Source organism: Kocuria rhizophila, from assembly GCF_003667225.1.
Taxonomy (GTDB): Bacteria; Actinomycetota; Actinomycetes; order Actinomycetales; family Micrococcaceae; genus Kocuria; species Kocuria rhizophila.
The window spans coordinates 1-17,056 of sequence record NZ_RCOM01000057.1 but is presented as its reverse complement, the minus strand read 5'-3'; the positions used below and the strand labels follow the sequence as shown (position 1 = coordinate 17,056).

Sequence of the window (17,056 nt, the reverse complement as noted above, 5' to 3'; positions counted from 1 at the left end):
GATGGCTACCAGGCCGGCTTCGAGCGGGACGACTACCGGGGGCGCGGCGAGGGCCGAGGCCCTGGGCGCGGTGTCGGCCGCGACGACCGCTATGCAGGGGGACGACCGGAGCGGCGCGATGACCGGGCCCCGGGCGGCCGTGACGACCGCCGCCGTGACGACCGCCGCCGTGACGACCGCGGCGACTACCGCCGCGGTGAGCGTGACGGTGCACGCGGTGGCTACCAGGGCCGTGACGACCGAGGAGATCGCCGGTTCGAGGGTCGCCGCGATGATCGCGGTTCGCGGTCCCGGGACGACTACCAGAGCCGTGAGGACCGCGGGAACCGTGGCTTCGGCGGCGACCGGGACGTGCGGCGTCGTGAGAGCGGGGGATCGGAGGGCTACCGCGGACGGAACGATCGGGGCTCCGGTGGGCGTGAGCGCCAGGACCGCGATCGTCGGGACGGCCGGTCCTACGGGTCCGGCAACGATCGGCGCCGCTTCGACGAGCGCGGCGGCGAGGAACGACGAGGCAGTGCCGGTGGGCCGGGACGCGGCAGGGACGGTTACCGGGGAGACTCGGCGGACCGCCGGGGTGACAGGGATGCCCGGCACCGGGACGCCCCCCGCAGTGGCGGCTTCTCCCGGTCGGATGCGCGCGGCGACGGTCGCGGCCGCGCGGACGACCGTGGCGGATACCAGTCCCGCGACCACCGTGGTTCCGCTGCGGGCTCGGGACGGGGGCACCGGGACGACCGCGGAGGCAGCGGCGGCCGCGGGGACCGTTTCGAGGCGCGGCACGACCGGGACGGGCAGGACCGCCACGCCCGTGGGGGCGATCGCCGTGGCGAGTTCGGCTCGTACGACCGCACGGACCGGCGCGGTGTCGACGGCACCCGCCCGCGGTTCGTGGCCCCGGAGATCGATGCGGACGTCACGGGGCGGGAGCTCGACCGCACGATGCACCACGAGCTCAAGGCCCTTGAGCCCAGCAACGCGGAACGAGTGTCCCAGCACCTCGTGATGGCCGCGCGCTACCTCGACGACGATCCCGAGTTCGCGCTGGAGCACGCGAACGCGGCCGTCCGCAAGGCGGGACGCATCGGCGTCGTGCGCGAGGCCGCGGGTGTCGCGGCCTACGCGGCGGGAGACTACGCGCTCGCACTGAAGGAGCTGCGCACCCACCGTCGCATCTCGGGCTCCCAGGAGCACCTCCCCCTCATGGTCGACTGCCAGCGGGCCCTGGGCCGCTCGGACAAGGCCATGGAGGAGGCGACCTCCGACGCCGCGGCGCAGCTGGATGCCGAGGCCAAGGCGGAGCTCGCCATGGTCGTCTCGGGCATCCACGCCGACGCGGGCGACCACGACGCCGCCCTGGCCGCCCTCGAGATCCCGCAGCTCGACAAGAACCGGGGCTTCGTCTACAGCCCCAAGCTCTTCCGTGCCTACGCGGAGGCACTGCGGGCCGTGGGCCGGGACAAGGAGTCGATGGGCTGGGAGCGCCAGGCCATCGTCGCGGAGGCTGCCTTGGGCATGGGCCAGTTCTCCGAGCCCGAGATCGTCGACCTCGGTGACGACCTCGACGAGGAAGAGGCGCGGCGGACCGTGCGCGAGGCCCAACGGCGTCACAGCGCACCGGAGCCGGAAACAGCCGACCGTTCTGAGGTCGGTGGCTCTGAGGAGCGCGGTTCCGGTGACGGGACGTCCTCGGACCACCCGGCGGAGGCTCCGGCGCCCACGGAGCCGGCGGGAGCGTCTGACTCTTCCTCCGAGTCTGCCGAGACCGCTGCGTCTGTCAGGACCGCTGTCTCTGCCGAGACCGCCGAGTCCGCCGGGCCCTCCGGTACGGCCGGGACGGCTGCTGGCGCCGGTGCCCCTGATACGGCTGCGCCCTCCGGCTCCGCAGCGCCGGCTGCACGGCGTGCGTCTGCAGAGACGGACGCGCCTGCCGATCGCGCCGATTCCGCAGCACACGGGGACACCGCCCAGGAGGCGGAGCCTGCTGAGCACGCGGGCGAGGAAACCCCGGAGCACCGTGCAGACTGAGCGGGCTCGAACCGAGGTGGACGAGGGCGCGCCGCTGATCGAGCGGTTCGACGCCCTGCTGTGCGACCTCGACGGTGTGGTCTACGCGGGGCCGCACGCGATCGACGGCGCGCCGGAGGCTCTCGACGAGGTGCGGCGCTCCGGCCGTGCCGTCGTGTACGTCACGAACAATGCCTCCCGGCCACCGAGCGCCGTGGCGGAGCACATCTCCGCTCTCGGGGCTCCCACCAGGGTGGAGCACGTGGTCAGCTCGGCGCAGGCCGCGGCCACTCTGCTCGCGCAGCGGCTGCGGCCCGCCGCCCGGGTGCTGGTCACGGGCTCGAGTGCGCTGGCCGACGAGATCCGTGGCGTCGGTCTGGTGCCGGTGGACTCCCAGACCGACGACCCCGTGGCCGTGGTGCAGGGCTTCGATCCGCACCTGGGCTGGGAGCAGCTCGCCGAGGCCGCGTTCACGCTCGCGGACGAGTCCGTTCTGTGGTGCGCCACCAACACCGACCGCACGATACCCAAGGAGCGCGGCATTGCGCCGGGCAACGGGACCCTGGTGGCGGCCGTGGCCGCGGCTGCAGGTCGGGAACCGCTCGTGGCGGGAAAGCCCGAGGCCCCGATCTTCCAGGAGGCCGCCGACCGCGTGGGCTCCACACGACCGGCGGTGGTCGGGGATCGGCTGGACACCGACATCCTGGGGGCGCACAACGCTCGGATGCGGAGCATCGAGGTGCTCACGGGAGTGGACTCTGCGGCCACCGTGCTGGCCGCGTGCTCGGCGCAGCGGCCCACGTTCCTCCTGGGTTCGCTCCGCGAGCTCTTCGAGCCGTACCCGCGGATCACCGTGGAGCACCGCGGCCCCGGGGTGCGGGCCACGTGCGGGGACGCGGTCGCGGACGTGGAGGGTGACCTCGTGTCCGTGGCGGCGGAGAAGGACCACCTGGACGGCTGGCGCGCGGCCTGCGCCGCGTGGTGGAACGCGCACCCGGATGCCGAGCAGCCCACGGAGCCGCAGCTGCGGTGGAAGGACCCCTCGTGAACCGCGAACCGGATCCCGAGGCCGCAGCGCTCCCACGCGGCTCGTCCGCTCCGAAGGACGCGGCCACGGTGGACGGGACGGCCTCCGGGCCCGAGGCGACGTCCACCCTCGACGTACCCGTTCCCAACGGCTCAGTCCCGGGGCCGACGACGCCGCGCGGCACCTCCACCGACCACGATCGGTCCGCGCCGCAGGATCCGTTCGCGCCGCAGGATCCGGCCGCGCGGCAGGAGTCGTCCGTGGGGTACGGGTCCGGACGGGAGGACGTCCCGAGCGACGTCGTCCCCCGGACGGGGTTCGGGCCGGTCGACGCCGTGCTCGCGCGTGAGGCCGGCATCACCCGGATGCCCGTGGCCCACCGGGCTGCGGCGTTCGCCGAACTGCACACGGAGCTGGAGCGGATCCTGGCACAGGATCCGGGGGCCCTGCCCGCCGGGCTGATTCCCTCGGGGGCGCAGCTCTCAGACTCGCAGCTCCTAGGGTCACAGTCCCTGACGTCCCAGTCGCCGGAGCCACCGGCCTCGGTGGCTACGGTTCCCGACAAGGCAGCTGGCCAAAATCGCCCGGCCAGACGCGAGCCACGGTGACCCCGCGACTCGACCGGGTGCTGACGGAGCGCGGACTCGCGCGTTCGCGCACCACTGCTGCGTCGTGGATCAAGGACGGCCGAGTGGCCGTCAACGGTGTCGCGGTCACGAAGCCGGCCACCTCGGTGGGGGAGCAGGACGTGGTGGAGGTCGCGGCATCGGCCGAGGAGGAGTACGTGAGCCGTGCCGGCCACAAGCTGGCGGGTGCGCTGGGGTGCTTCCCGGACGTGGACCCCGCGGGCAGGCGGTGCCTGGACGCCGGAGCCTCCACGGGCGGCTTCACCGACGTCCTGCTGCGCCGGGGTGCCCGCGAAGTGGTCGCCGTGGACGTGGGACACGACCAGCTGGTCCCCGAGCTGCGTGCAGATCCCCGGGTGCTCGTCCACGAAGGACTCAACGTGCGGTACCTGGAGCCGGAGCAGATCGGCGGCCCGGCGCAGCTCACGGTGTGCGACCTCTCGTTCATCTCCCTCACCCTCGTGGTCGGGGCCCTGGCCCGTGCCACGGAGCCCGGAGGGGACCTGCTGCTCATGGTCAAGCCACAGTTCGAGGTGGGAGTCCACAACCTGTCCCGCACGGGAGTGGTCACGTCCGAGCAGGCCCGCGAGGACGCGGTGCGGCGCGTCACGGACCGTGCGGGCGACGTCGGGCTGGACGTCCTGGCCACAGCCCCGAGCCCGCTGCCCGGCCAGGACGGCAACGTGGAGTTCTTCGTGCGGTGCCGCCGCCCGCGGACCGCCGGCGGCGTCGGAGTGCTCGCGTAGTGTGGAACGCGTCAACGCACGGTGGGAGCCGAACGCAGGAGGATGATCTGCAGCACGTGAGCCGGAAGATCCTGGTGATGACCCACACGGGCCGTCCCGAGGCGAAGGACGCCGCGCGCCAGTCGTGCGCGCAGCTGCACTCCGCGGGGCTGGTCCCCGTGCTCTCACGTCCGGACCTCGAGGCGCTGTGCGCGGACGGGCTGGACATGTCCCCTGTGGAGATCCTCGAGGAGGACGTCGCCCTCAAGGACATCGAGATCGTCATGGTTCTCGGTGGCGACGGCTCGATCCTGCGCGCGGCGGAGCTCGTCCGGGGAGTGGACACCCCGCTGCTGGGCGTGAACCTGGGGCACGTCGGTTTCCTCGCGGAGTCCGAGCGCTCGGGTCTGAACGAGACCGTCGAGGCCATCGTGGACGGGAGGTACACGGTGGAACGCCGCATGGCGCTGGACGTCACCGTGTGGGAGCACCGGCGCAAGGTCCTGCACACGTGGGCGCTGAACGAGGCCTCCGTGGAGAAGGGTGACCGCGAGAAGATGATCGAGGTGGTCACCGAGGTGGACCGCCGCCCGCTGTCCACCTTCGGGTGCGACGGCGTGGTCATGGCAACCCCTACAGGATCCACCGCCTATGCGTTCTCCGCGGGTGGGCCCGTGGTGTGGCCGGAGGTCGAGGCCCTGCTCATGGTGCCGCTGTCCGCCCACGCGCTGTTCTCCCGTCCACTGGTGATCTCCCCGCGCTCCATGCTGGCCGTGGAGGTCCTCACCCGAACGGACGCCCGCGGCGTGCTGTGGTGCGACGGCCGGCGCACCGTGGACCTGCCGCCCGGGTCCAGGATCGAGGTGCGGCGCTCCGAGAAGTCCGTGAACCTCGCGCGCATGCACGCCACGCCCTTCTCCGAACGGCTAGTCAAGAAGTTCGAACTGCCGATTGCCGGGTGGCGCGGCCCCCGGCCCGGTGAGCAGGTGGAGTCCATGACCACCGCGCTGCCCATGGTCCAGCCCACCACGGTGGTGGCGCAGGACCTCTCCCAGCCCAAGCTCAGCGTGGGGCGGGAGATCCCGCACCACGGACCACGGGGACGTGGCGGGACCTGCACCCCGGACGCCGATGACCTGAACGGAACCAGCGGATCATGATCGAGGAAATCCACATCCACGACCTCGGCGTCATCACCGACGCCGTCCTGCCCCTGGGCCCGGGTCTCTCGATCCTCTCGGGCGAGACCGGGGCCGGAAAGACCATGGTGGTCACGGCCCTCGGCATGCTCCTGGGCAACCGCGCGGACGCCGGCGCGGTGCGCTCGGGCAGCTCCAAGGCGCTCGCGGAGGCCACCGTGCGCGTGCCGGTGGACCACGCGGCGGTCGGGCTCGTGGAGGAGTCGGGCGGCACCGTGGACCGCGAGGAGGTCGGGGGCGGCGACGAAGCGCTCATCCTGATCTCACGCACCGTCTCTGCGGAGGGGCGCAGCCGCGCCCACGTTGGAGGACGGTCGGCACCCGTGGGAACGCTCGCTGCGGTGGGGGAGTCCCTCGTGGCCGTGCACGGCCAGTCGGACCAGCTGCGGCTGAAGTCCGCCGGGGCGCAGCGCACGGCCCTGGACGACTACGCGGGGCAGCCGGTCGCGGCCGAGCTCGCCGTGTACCGGGAGGAGCTCGCCCGCTACCGCAGCGTCGTCGCCACCCTGCGGGCCGCCAAGGAGAACTCCCGCGAACGCGCGCTGCAGGCGCAGAGTCTCACCACAGCCCTCGCGGAAATCGACGCGGTGGAGCCCGTCCCGGGCGAGGACACGCAGCTGGACGCCGAGAGCGAGAAGCTCACCAACCTGGAGTCCCTGCGCACCGCGGCCACCACCGCGCACGCGGCCCTCAGCGGTTCCGAGGCCGACGACGCCCCGGAGGCCAACGCCGTGGCCCTGCTGTCCCACGCCCAGCAGGCCCTCGAGCTGGAGTCCGACGCGGACCCGGACCTCGCGGCGCTCGCAGCCCGTGTGCGCGAGCTGACCGTGGTGGCCGCCGACGTGGCCGCGGACCTCTCCGGCTACGCGAGCGGTCTGGACGAGGACGGCCCGGCGCGCCTCGCGGAGGTCGAGGCCCGCCGCAGCGCGCTGCGCGCTCTGACCAAGAAGTACGGTGCCACGATCGACGAGGTGCTGAGCTGGGCGGACGAGGCGCGCACCCAGCTGGACGAGCTCGTGGTGGACCCCCAGCGCGAGGAGCAGCTGCGGGCCGAGGGGGAGAAGCTGCACGCGTCCCTCGAGAAGCACGCCGCCACCCTGCTGACGCTGCGGCGCGCGGCCGCGGAGAAGCTGGCGGCCGCCGTGAGTGCGGAGCTCACGGCACTGGCCATGCCCAACGCATCTCTCGTGGTGGCGGTGGAGCCCTCGGAGCGCTTCACGGATGACGGCCGGGACACCGTCGAGTTCATGCTCGCCCCGCACGCCCAGGCCACCCCGCGTCCGCTCGGCAAGGGCGCCTCGGGCGGTGAGCTCTCCCGCATCATGCTGGCGCTGGAGGTGGTGCTCTCCGAGGTGGATCCCGTGCCCACGTTCGTCTTCGACGAAGTGGATTCCGGGGTGGGCGGCAAGGCGGCCGTGGAGATCGGACGCCGGCTCAAGATGCTCGCCCGCAACGTGCAGGTCCTGGTGGTCACCCACCTGCCCCAGGTGGCGGCCTTCGCGGACCAGCACATCCTCGTGACCAAGTCCTCGGACTCGAGCGTCTCGGACGTGAAGGTCCTCACCGAGGAGGAACGGGTGGTCGAGCTGGCGCGGATGCTCGCCGGGCACGAGGACTCGGACGCCGCCCGCGAGCACGCCCGTGAACTCCTGCGGGACGCCACCGCATGACCGCAGACCCCCGTACCCCGCACACGACACGAATGGTAGGCTCGAATCCCGTGGTTGATGCTCAGGACGCCGCCCGCGAGGCAGGCACAGAAAAGAACAACGGCAAGGTGACCCGGCAGATCTTCGTCACGGGTGGTGTGGCCTCGTCCCTCGGCAAGGGGCTCACCGCATCTTCGCTCGGCATGCTCCTGCGAGCACGCGGGCTGTCCGTGACCATGCAGAAGCTGGATCCCTATCTGAACGTGGATCCGGGCACCATGAACCCGTTCCAGCACGGCGAGGTCTTCGTGACCGACGACGGCGCGGAGACGGACCTGGACATCGGGCACTACGAACGCTTCCTGGACGAGAACCTGGACGCCTCCGCCAACGTGACCACCGGGCAGGTGTACTCCACGGTGATCGCCAAGGAGCGCCGCGGCGAGTACCTCGGGGACACGGTGCAGGTGATTCCCCACATCACGGACGAGCTCAAGCGCCGCATGCGCCGCCGCGCCGAGGACGAGAACGCCCCGGACATCATCATCACCGAGATCGGCGGCACGGTGGGCGACATCGAGTCCCAGCCGTTCATCGAGGCTGCCCGCCAGGTGCGCCAGGACGTGGGGCGGCGCAACGTGTTCTACCTGCACGTGTCCCTGATCCCGTTCATCGGCCCGTCCGGCGAGCTCAAGACCAAGCCCACCCAGCACTCCGTGGCCACGCTGCGCGGTCTCGGCATCCAGCCGGACGCCCTCGTGCTGCGCTGCGACCGGGACGTCCCGGACGCCATGCTGCGCAAGATCGGCAGCGCGTGCGACGTGGACCTGGACGCCGTGATCTCCTGCGCAGACGCACCGAGCATCTACGACATCCCCAACACCCTGCACACCCAGGGCCTGGACACGTACATCCTCGACTACCTGGGTCTGGACTACCAGGACGCGGACCTGCGGCAGTGGTCGCGTCTGCTCACCGCGGTGCACGAGCCCGAGCACCAGGTCACGGTGGCCCTCGTGGGCAAGTACATCGACCTCCCGGACGCGTACCTCTCGGTCTCCGAGGCCCTGCGCGCGGGCGGGTTCGCCAACAACGCCAAGGTCAACCTCAAGTGGGTGGCCTCGGACCTGTGCGACACCCCCGAGGGGGCGCAGCGCGAACTCGGCGACGTGGACGCCATCTGCGTGCCCGGAGGCTTCGGCATCCGTGGCCTGGAGGGCAAGCTGGGCGCGCTGACGTGGGCGCGTCAGCACAAGGTTCCCACCCTGGGGCTGTGCCTGGGCCTGCAGTGCATGGTCATCGAGTACGCGCGCAACGAGGTGGGGCTGCCCAACGCGTCCTCCACCGAGTTCGACCCCGAGACCGACACCCCCGTGATCGCGACCATGGAGGAGCAGAAGCAGTTCGTCGAGGGCGCGGGTGATCTGGGCGGCACCATGCGTCTGGGCCTGTCCCCCGCCGCACTCGCCGAGGGCTCCGTGGTGGCCGAGACCTATGGCACCACCGAGGTCTCCGAGCGCCACCGCCACCGCTACGAGGTCAACAACGCGTACCGCGACGCCCTGGCCGAGGCCGGGCTGCGGATCTCGGGCACCTCGCCGGAGGGCACCCTCGTGGAGTTCGTGGAGCTGCCCCGCGAGGAGCACCCGTACTACGTGGCCACCCAGGCGCACCCCGAGCTCGCGTCGCGTCCCACGCGCCCCCACCCGCTCTTCGACGGTCTGGTCCGGGCCGCCCTGGAGCGGCGCGGCGTGCAGGCGCACGCCTGATCCGCAGCTCTTCTGACACGGGCCCCGACGACGCACCACCGGTTGTCGGGGCCCGTTCGTCACCCCGTGCTCGTCCCTGGAGGACGCGATCCGGGCGTATGCACCCGGCGCCGTGACTGCTCGGCGACCACCACGGTCCCGCACATCCCGCCGCCAGTGACGGGCCACCGACCACCGAACGGAGACACCATGGACTTCACCGACATCACCTCTGAGCAGTTGCACGACACCCCCGACCCCCACGCGGCGGAGTCCTCGGAGACCGTGTTCGACGGCGCGATCTGGGACGTGTGCCGGGAGACGTTTCGCATGGCGGGCCAGGAGAACGCGCTCACCCGAGAGTTCATCACCCACCCCGGGGCGGTCTCGATCGTGGCCCTCGACGAGCGCGACCGGGTGCTGCTGATCAACCAGTACCGTCACCCGGTGCGGCTGCGCATGTGGGAGATCCCCGCCGGCCTCCTGGACATCTCGGGCGAGCCCGCCCTGGACGCGGCCCAGCGTGAACTGGGGGAGGAGGCGGACCTGCGCGCCGAGCAGTGGGACACGCTCGTGGACTTCGACAACTCCCCGGGTTCCTCGGCCGAGGCCAACCGGATCTTCCTGGCGCGGGGGCTCAGCGAGGTCCCGGCGGCCCAGCGGTTCACGCGGGAGGGCGAGGAAGCGGAGATCGTCGCCGGCTTCGCGGATCTCGACGACGCCGTGGCCGCCGTGCTGGACGGCCGCCTCACGTCCCCGGCCGCTGCACTGGGCGTCCTGGCCGCGCACCTCGCCCGCGCCCGCGACTGGAGCACTCTGCGGGCTCCGGACGCGCCGTGGTCGGCCCGCCCTCAGCACGCCGGGTGAACGACCACCAGCGGCTGAGTGCGGAGAACCCACGCCGGGGTCTCAACGCGGCGGAGGCGGGGTCCCCGGACAGGTTGCCGCGGCGGAGCGGGACGCCGGATGCCTCCCCGCGGGTCGCCCGGAACGGGGAGGCCGCGCAGCCGGAGACCGGTCCCGACACGGAGCCGCTTCCCGTGGTGGTGCAGGAGCCCGCCAGACGGGAGCCAGCGGCGTCGGCCTCGGAGCAGGAGCCCGCGGTGGAACTGGTGCGGGCCGTGGGGCGCTACCTGGACCACCTGGTGGTGGAGCGCGGACTGGCACAGAACACGGTGACCGCCTACCGGCGTGACCTGAGTCGCTACCTGGCCCACCTCACGCGGACCGCGCCGGACGTGCGCGTGCCGCGGGACATCACCACCGACCACGTGCGGGCGTTCATCCGTGTGCTGCGGGAGGGGGACGACGAGCACCCGCCCCTCTCGGCGCGCAGCAGCGCCCGGGTGCTCGCCGCGGTGCGCGGGGCCCACGCGTTCTGGGCCACCGAGTCGACCGTGGACGCGGACGTGGCCTCGCGGGTCAGCCCGCCGCCGCCGCCGCAGCGGCTGCCGAAGGCGATCGGGGTCACCGAGGTGGAGAACCTGCTGGCGGCCCCCGATCCCGAGACGCCCGCGGGACTGCGCGCCCGCGCGTTCCTCGAGCTGCTCTACGCCACCGGTGCGCGCATCTCGGAGGCTGTGGCCCTGGACGTGGACGACCTCGCGGGCCTGCACGACGAGGATCTCGCGCTGATCCGGCTCGTGGGCAAGGGGGACAAGCACCGGCTGGTGCCCGTGGGCTCGTACGCCGTGACCGCGCTGGACCGCTACCTGGTGCGCGCACGCCCCGAGCTGGCGCGCCACGGCAGGGGAACTCCCGCCGTGTTCCTCAACGCCCGGGGCTCACGGATCTCACGGCAGACCGCCTGGAGCATGGTCAAGGACGCCGCGCGCACCATCCACCTGGAGGACAGGATCACGCCCCACACGCTGCGGCACTCCTTTGCCACCCACCTGCTCGAGGGCGGCGCGGACCTGCGCGTGGTGCAGGAGCTGCTGGGGCACGCATCCCTGGCCACCACGCAGATCTACACGAGGGTGTCCGTGGAGTCCCTGCGCGAGGTGTACGCCACGTCCCACCCGCGGGCCCGTTGAGCCGGACCCGCCCAGTGGGCGGGCCGGCGAGTGCTCCACCACCTCCGGCCGTTCACCCTGCCGTCACGGACCCGGTCTACCCTGGGAGGGATGAAACCGTTCACGCGCCTGCCCTCCGCCCTTCTGGCCGTTCCGCTCGCCGCGACCCTGCTCTCGGCCGGAACGACTCCCGCCTCCGCCGTGACGGGCATCGAGGCCGAGTACGACGGCCTGCCGCAGGCCCAGGACTGGCTCGGCGAGCCCACGTCCGAGGAGTCGTGCGAGCTCCGGGACAAGGGGTGCTACCGCGAGTACGACAAGGGCGCCATCTACTGGTCGCCCGACACGGGCGCGCGGGCGCAGCGCGGAGCGATCTACGCCCGGTGGCGGGCCGAGGGATCCGAGCACGGGCCGCTCAGCTACCCGGTGAGCCGGGAAACCTGTTCCGACGGGACGTGCGAGGTGCGCTACCAGCGCGGGAGCATCACGTGGACCGAGGCGGACGGCACCACCGTGCACCGGGACGTGGACGAGGCAGCCAGCGCGGGCGTCGTCGTCAACAAGCAGCGGGCGCTGTCCCCGCAGGACTACGCGCCCGCTCCGCTGCGGGACGTGGGCGGGGGCGTGCAGCTGCGCGACGACGCCGCGGCCGCGTACGAGCGGATGTCACGCGCTGCGGCGGAGCAGGGGGTGGAGCTCACAGCCGTGAGCGGGTACCGGGACTACGCCACGCAGGTGGGACTGTACGAGCAGTACACCTCGACGTACGGACGGGAGACCGCCGACTCGATCTCCGCGCGCCCCGGGCACTCGGAGCACCAGACCGGTCTGGCCATCGACGTGGGCGCGCCGGACGGTTCGTGCGCCCTGCTCGCGTGCTTCGAGGACACCCCTCAGGGCCGCTGGGTGGCCGATCACGCGCACGAGCACGGGTTCGTGGTGCGGTACCCGGACGGGCGCACGGGCACCACCGGCTACGCCTACGAACCGTGGCACCTGCGCTACGTGGGCGAGGACACCGCCACGAGCGTGAAGAACAGCGGGAAACCCGACCTGGAGTCCTACCTGGGCCTGCCCGGCGCTCCCAGCTACTGACCCCTCCCGCAGTGGCCACCGAGACGGCCGCGCACTGCGGCCCGGGACCGCACCGGGCACGAGCCACGTGCGGTGGACACGCGACGAGCGGTGGACGAGCCACGGGTGGTGAACGAGTGATGTGCGGTCAACCCGCGATGTGCGGTGAGCGAGTGCGGGGCCCGCGCCCGGGGAGGACGGCACTGTAGACAAGGCGACCCGTGGCCCATCAGAGGGGCCACGGGTCGTCTGCGTGGTGCTGCTCACGAGCGGCGGTGCACCGGACCGGGGGCCCCGCGGGCGTTCCGGTCCGGTGGCGTGCTCAGCTGAGGTGGCGCTCGTCCGGGCCGTTGTAGTCCGAGAGCGGGCGGATCAGGGAGTTGTTCGCGCGCTGCTCCATGATGTGGGCCGTCCAGCCCGCGATCCGCGCGCACACGAAGATGGGCGTGAACGTGGGGATGTCGAAGCCCATGAGCCAGTACGTGGGGCCGGCGGGGTAGTCCAGGTTGGGCTTGATGGACTTGGCCTCGTCCATGGACTTGGCCAGGCCGTTGTAGAGCCCCAGGATCTCCTGGCGGTCGTAGTGCTCCAGCATGCGGAACAGGGCGTCCTGCATGGTGGGCACGCGGGAGTCACCGTGCTTGTACACGCGGTGCCCGAAGCCCATGACCTTCTTCTTCTCGGCCAGCGCCTGGTCCATCCACTCCTTGGCGCGCTTCTCGGCCTCCTCGGCGGTCTCCTCCTTGCGGATCCCGAGCTCCTCGAAGGTGTGCATCACGGCCTCGTTGGCGCCGCCGTGCAGCGGTCCCTTGAGGGCGCCGATCGCACCGGTGACCGCGGAGTGCAGGTCCGACAGCGTGGAGGTGATCACGCGCGCCGTGAAGGTGGACGCGTTGAAGGAATGCTCCGCGTACAGGATGATCGACACGCGGAACGCGTCCACCACCTCGGGGGCAGCTTCCTCGCCGAAGGCCATCCACAGGAAGTTCTGCGCGTAGTCCAGGTCCTCGCGGGGCTCCACGACCTCCTGGCCGTGACGGCGGCGCTGGTCGTAGCAGACCACGGCGGGCATGACCGCGAAGAGCTCCTGGGCCTTGCGCAGCTCGGCCTCGGGGGAGTTGTCCTCCGCCAGGGGGTGCTGGGCGCCGATCACGGACGCGGCGGTGCGGCACACGTCCATGGGGTGGCACGTGGTGGGCAGCTCGTCGATCACGCGCTTGAGCTCGGGGGTCAGGGCGCGGTTCTCGCGCTCGAGGGTGCGGAAGGCCTCGAGCTCCTCCGCGGACGGCAGCTCGCCGTTCCACAGCAGCAGGGCCACCTCCTCCGCGGAGCACTTCTCGGCGAGCTCCTGCACGGGGTAGCCCCGGTAGAGCAGGGAGTTGGTCTCGGCGTTGACCTTGGACACGGCGGTGGCGTCCGCCACCACACCGGCGAGTCCCTTGCGGATTTCGGTATCGGCCACGGTTGATCTCCTTCGACAGCTGTGGACTAAGAACGTGTGATGGTTCCCACCCCACCAGAGTAGGCGGGGTGGGAACGGGGAGTCAGGAGTTCGGGGTGCCCGGCACCTCGAAGTTGAAGACCCCGGAGTCGAACTGGTTGTACCCGGTGTAGTCCACCAGCTCGTAGAGCCGCTTGCGCGTGAGCATGTTCTCCACCTGCGCCTGCTGGGTGCCGTCCTCTCGGATGGTGGTGAGCAGACGTTCGATGGCACCCATGGCCTGGCGCTCCAGGGACACGGGGTAGATGATCATCGACACCCCCGCGTCCTGCAGCTGCTGCCTGGTGAACAGCTCGGACTTCCCGAACTCGGTCATGTTCGCGAGGATCGGGACGTCAAGCGCCTCGGCCATGCGCTCGAACTCCGAGAGGTCCGCCATGGCCTCGGGGAAGATCACGTCCGCGCCGGCCTCGGCGAGCGCCTGGGCACGCTCCACGGCGGCGTCGAAACCGTCCACGCCGCGAATGTCGGTGCGTGCCATCACCACGAAGTTCGGGTCCCGGCGGGCCTCCACGGCGGCGCGGATGCGCTTGACGGCGGTGGCGGTGTCCACCACGTTCTTGCCGTCCAGGTGGCCGCAGCGCTTGGGGTTGAACTGGTCCTCGATGTGGCACCCGGCCAGCCCAGCGTCCTCGAGCTCCTGCACGGTGCGCGCCACGTTCATGGGCTCACCGAAACCGGTGTCGGCGTCCACGAGGCACGGCAGGTCCGTGCCGCGGGCGATCTGACCGGCGCGGGTGGCGACCTCGGTGAGCGTGGTCAGCCCGATGTCCGGCAGCCCGAGCTCGTTGGCCAGCACGCCGCCGGAGATGTAGACGCCCTCGAAGCCCTGCTCCTGGATGAGCTTGGTGGACAGCGGGGTGAAGGCGCCCGGGAACTGGGCGATCTCCGGTGCGGCGAGCAGCTCGCGGAAGCGCTCACGCTTCTGGGCGGGGGTCACGGTGGTGTACAGCATGATCAGAAGATTCCCTTCGGCGACTTCTCCAGCTCCACTGCGGCGGCGATGTTGAGCTGCCCCAGCTCCCCGGCCTTGAGCTCGGGCAGGCGCTGGACGGTGTCCAGGAAGCGCTCGATCTCCTCGGGGGCCACGAGACCCTCGGCCAGGGTGCGGAACTTGGTGATGTACTGCTCGCGGGCGAACGGCCGCGCACCGAGCGGGTGGGCGTCCGCCACGGCGATCTGGTCCGTGACCACGGAGCCGTCCTTCATGGTGATCTCCACGGAGCCGCCGAACGCCTTCTCCGAGATGTCCAGGGAGTGGTAGCGGCGGGTCCACTCGGGATCCTCCTCCGTGGTGACCTTGTGCCACAGCTCCACAGTGTCCGGGCGGCCGGCGCGCTCCGGTGCGTAGGAGTCCACGTGGTGCCACGCGCCGTCCTGCAGGGCGACCGTGAAGATGTAGGGGATGGAGTGGTCCAGGGTCTCGCGCGAGGCCGTGGGGTCGTACTTCTGGGGGTCGTTGGCCCCGGAGCCGATCACGTAGTGGGTGTGGTGGGAGGTCCTGATGAGCACCGACTCCACATTGGCGGGGTCGGTGACCTCGGGGTGCTCGCGGTGCAGCTTGCGGGCCAGGTCGATCCACGCCTGCGCCTGGTACTCCGCGGAGTGCTCCTTGGTGTACGTGTCCAGGATGGCGCGCTTGGCCTCGCCCGGGGCGGGCAGGGGCACCTCGTAGCTGGCCTTGGGGCCGGACAGCAGCCACGCGATCACGCCGTCCTCACCCTCGTAGATGGGGGTGGGGGAGGTCTGTCCGCGCATCGCACGGTCCACGGCCTCCACGGCCATCTTCCCGGCGAACGCGGGGGCGTGGGCCTTCCACGTGGAGATCTCGCCCTTGCGGGACTGGCGGGTCTGCGTGGTGGTGTGCAGCGCCTGGCCGATGGCCTGGAAGATCGTCTCGGTGTCCAGGCCCAGCAGGGTGCCGATGCCCGCGGAGGCGGACGGGCCGATGTGCGCGATGTGGTCGATCTTGTGCTCGTGCAGGCAGATGCCCTTCACGAGGTCCACCTGGACCTCGTAGCCCGTGGCGATGCCGCGGATCAGGTCCTCGCCGGTGCTGCCCACGTGCTGCGCCACGGCGAGGATCGGCGGGATGTTGTCACCGGGGTGGGAGTATTCCGCGGAGAGGAAGGTGTCGTGGTAGTCCAGCTCGCGCACGGCCACGCCGTTGGCCCACGCGGCCCACTCGGGGGACACGGCGGCGTCGTCCTCCGGGGCGCCGTAGAGCAGGGAGCCCTGGCCGGAGAACCCGGCGTTCGGCACCACCTTGTGGCACAGCGCCTGGGAGCGCGCGGAGACGATCGGGCCGCGGTTCAGGGAGGCGATGGCCACGGAGGCGTTGTCGATGATCCGGTTGATCACCATGTCCACCACCTCGGGCTCCACGGCCACGGGGTCGGTGGCCACGGAGGCGAGCTTGTGGGCCAGCTGCTCCTCGCGGGGCAGCTCTTCCTTGGAGGAGTACGTGCGCACGGTGTGTGTGACGGTCACGGGTGTTCCTTTCGGTGCGTGGTGCGTGGTTTTCGACGTGGTCGTGGTGCCCCTGGGCGGCCGCTCAGGAGGCCACCGGGACGGCGGCGAGCTCGGGGGTGCGCAGGGCGTTGCCGAGCGCGTTCTTGAGGTGGACGCGGGTGGTGGCCACGGCCAGGGCGGCGTCGCTCTCCGCGATCGCGCGGGCGATGGCCTCGTGCTCCGCGGCGGCGACGGCCAGACGGCGCGGGTTGGACGTGGACAGCCGGCGGACCCGCGCGAGGTGCAGCCGCACGTTGGCCAGCGCCTGCTGCAGGTAGGGGTTCTGCGCGGCGGCGTCGATCTCCGCGTCCATGCGGTCCACGAGCTCGTAGTACGCGACGTGGTCCGGATCGCCGGTGAGCGTCTCCGCGATGTGCGAGAGCTGCTCCGCGAGCTCCCGGAAGGTCTCGCGGTCGCCGCGCTCGGCGGCCAGCTCCGCGGCCCGGCAGTCCAGGGTGTCCCGCAGCTCGTACAGCGCGCGGACGTCCTCGGAGGAGATCGCGCTGACGACGACGCCGCGGCCGTTGTGCGGCTCGGTCAGCCCGTCCGCGGTGAGCCGGGACAGGGCCTCGCGCACCGGGGTGCGGGAGATCCCGAGCCGCTCGGAGAGGTCCACCTCCCCGAGCACCTGCCCGGGGGTCAGGCGCCAGGACACGATGTCAGCGCGCAGCTCGCGGTACGCGCGTTCTCCAGCTCGCATGTGCTCCTCCTGGCGTAGTGGTGACCCCATTGTATACACCCAGGGCGCGCGATCCAATCAAACCGCGGAATCATTGGGTTATTGCAGGCCTCGTGTATACTCAACTCTTGCCGGGTGTGATGCAGGGCACTAGCATGAAGGTACGCCGATGCCCGCCCCAGCACCACGTCCGGAGGACGCCATGTCGCAGCCCACCTACGAATCCGTCTACCGCGCGAGCGTGGATGATCCCGAGCGCTTCTGGCTGGACGCCGCCGACGCCGTGGAGTGGATC

The 17,056-nt window shown here is 71.6% G+C and carries 16 protein-coding genes; 11 read left to right on the top strand and 5 right to left on the bottom strand.

The window, feature by feature from the left end; genetic code table 11:
* A partial coding sequence (locus tag D9R02_RS08445; protein WP_220700418.1) for a hypothetical protein occupies window positions 1–696 on the bottom strand: 696 nt, incomplete at its 3' end.
* Between the two features lie 195 nt (window positions 697–891).
* Between D9R02_RS08445 and D9R02_RS08440 the strand changes: the two genes are divergently transcribed.
* The 10 genes from D9R02_RS08440 (at window position 892) to D9R02_RS08395 (ending at window position 12,091) form a co-directional block, all read left to right on the top strand.
* Window positions 892–2,028: a hypothetical protein gene (locus D9R02_RS08440; protein WP_070636571.1), complete on the top strand. Its 1,137-nt coding sequence runs from the start codon at window positions 892–894 to the stop codon at window positions 2,026–2,028.
* Window positions 2,018–3,055, top strand: a complete 1,038-nt coding sequence (locus D9R02_RS08435) for an HAD-IIA family hydrolase (RefSeq protein ID WP_223246168.1) — start codon at window positions 2,018–2,020, stop codon at window positions 3,053–3,055. Before D9R02_RS08440 ends, D9R02_RS08435 begins: the two co-directional genes overlap by 11 nt.
* Complete coding sequence (locus tag D9R02_RS08430) at window positions 3,052–3,642, top strand: hypothetical protein (RefSeq protein ID WP_147435341.1); 591 nt, start codon at window positions 3,052–3,054, stop codon at window positions 3,640–3,642. Before D9R02_RS08435 ends, D9R02_RS08430 begins: the two co-directional genes overlap by 4 nt.
* Complete coding sequence (locus D9R02_RS08425) at window positions 3,639–4,406, top strand: TlyA family RNA methyltransferase (protein ID WP_121566730.1); 768 nt, start codon at window positions 3,639–3,641, stop codon at window positions 4,404–4,406. Before D9R02_RS08430 ends, D9R02_RS08425 begins: the two co-directional genes overlap by 4 nt.
* Before the next feature lie 56 nt (window positions 4,407–4,462).
* Window positions 4,463–5,545 (top strand): NAD kinase, encoded by a 1,083-nt coding sequence (locus tag D9R02_RS08420; protein WP_101888493.1) that lies wholly within the window; start codon window positions 4,463–4,465, stop codon window positions 5,543–5,545.
* The gene (recN, locus tag D9R02_RS08415; protein WP_070636568.1) at window positions 5,542–7,254 is read left to right on the top strand and encodes a DNA repair protein RecN; all 1,713 of its coding nucleotides are present in this window, start codon (window positions 5,542–5,544) and stop codon (window positions 7,252–7,254) included. The genes D9R02_RS08420 and recN overlap by 4 nt, the downstream gene beginning before the upstream one ends.
* Before the next feature lie 32 nt (window positions 7,255–7,286).
* Window positions 7,287–9,002, top strand: a complete 1,716-nt coding sequence (gene pyrG, locus D9R02_RS08410) for a CTP synthase (protein WP_121566729.1) — start codon at window positions 7,287–7,289, stop codon at window positions 9,000–9,002.
* A 189-nt stretch (window positions 9,003–9,191) separates the two neighbouring features.
* Complete coding sequence (locus D9R02_RS08405; protein WP_121566728.1) at window positions 9,192–9,848, top strand: NUDIX domain-containing protein; 657 nt, start codon at window positions 9,192–9,194, stop codon at window positions 9,846–9,848.
* Window positions 9,845–11,017 carry a site-specific tyrosine recombinase XerD gene (locus D9R02_RS08400; RefSeq protein ID WP_235005087.1) on the top strand — a complete coding sequence of 391 codons (1,173 nt, stop codon included), beginning with the start codon at window positions 9,845–9,847 and terminating at the stop codon, window positions 11,015–11,017. The genes D9R02_RS08405 and D9R02_RS08400 overlap by 4 nt, the downstream gene beginning before the upstream one ends.
* Before the next feature lie 90 nt (window positions 11,018–11,107).
* A complete protein-coding gene (locus D9R02_RS08395; RefSeq protein WP_052239291.1) occupies window positions 11,108–12,091 on the top strand; it encodes a D-alanyl-D-alanine carboxypeptidase family protein in 984 nt (327 codons plus the stop codon).
* Window positions 12,092–12,392: 301 nt separating this feature from the next.
* Here the strand turns inward: D9R02_RS08395 and D9R02_RS08390 are convergent, their stop codons facing one another.
* From D9R02_RS08390 to D9R02_RS08375, 4 genes are all read right to left on the bottom strand, one after another.
* Window positions 12,393–13,532 carry a bifunctional 2-methylcitrate synthase/citrate synthase gene (locus D9R02_RS08390; protein ID WP_039101439.1) on the bottom strand — a complete coding sequence of 380 codons (1,140 nt, stop codon included), beginning with the start codon at window positions 13,530–13,532 and terminating at the stop codon, window positions 12,393–12,395.
* Between the two features lie 82 nt (window positions 13,533–13,614).
* A complete protein-coding gene (gene prpB, locus D9R02_RS08385) occupies window positions 13,615–14,526 on the bottom strand; it encodes a methylisocitrate lyase (RefSeq protein ID WP_019310956.1) in 912 nt (303 codons plus the stop codon).
* 2 nt (window positions 14,527–14,528) lie between these two features.
* Window positions 14,529–16,061, bottom strand: coding sequence for an MmgE/PrpD family protein (locus D9R02_RS08380; RefSeq protein WP_019310957.1), 1,533 nt, complete (start codon window positions 16,059–16,061; stop codon window positions 14,529–14,531).
* A gap of 64 nt (window positions 16,062–16,125) precedes the next feature.
* A complete protein-coding gene (locus D9R02_RS08375) occupies window positions 16,126–16,782 on the bottom strand; it encodes a GntR family transcriptional regulator (protein WP_121566727.1) in 657 nt (218 codons plus the stop codon).
* 148 nt (window positions 16,783–16,930) lie between these two features.
* On the opposite strand from D9R02_RS08375, the gene D9R02_RS12370 reads away from it, so the two are divergent.
* Window positions 16,931–17,056 (top strand): acetyl-coenzyme A synthetase N-terminal domain-containing protein (locus tag D9R02_RS12370; protein WP_147435340.1); only part of this gene is annotated, 126 nt, incomplete at its 3' end.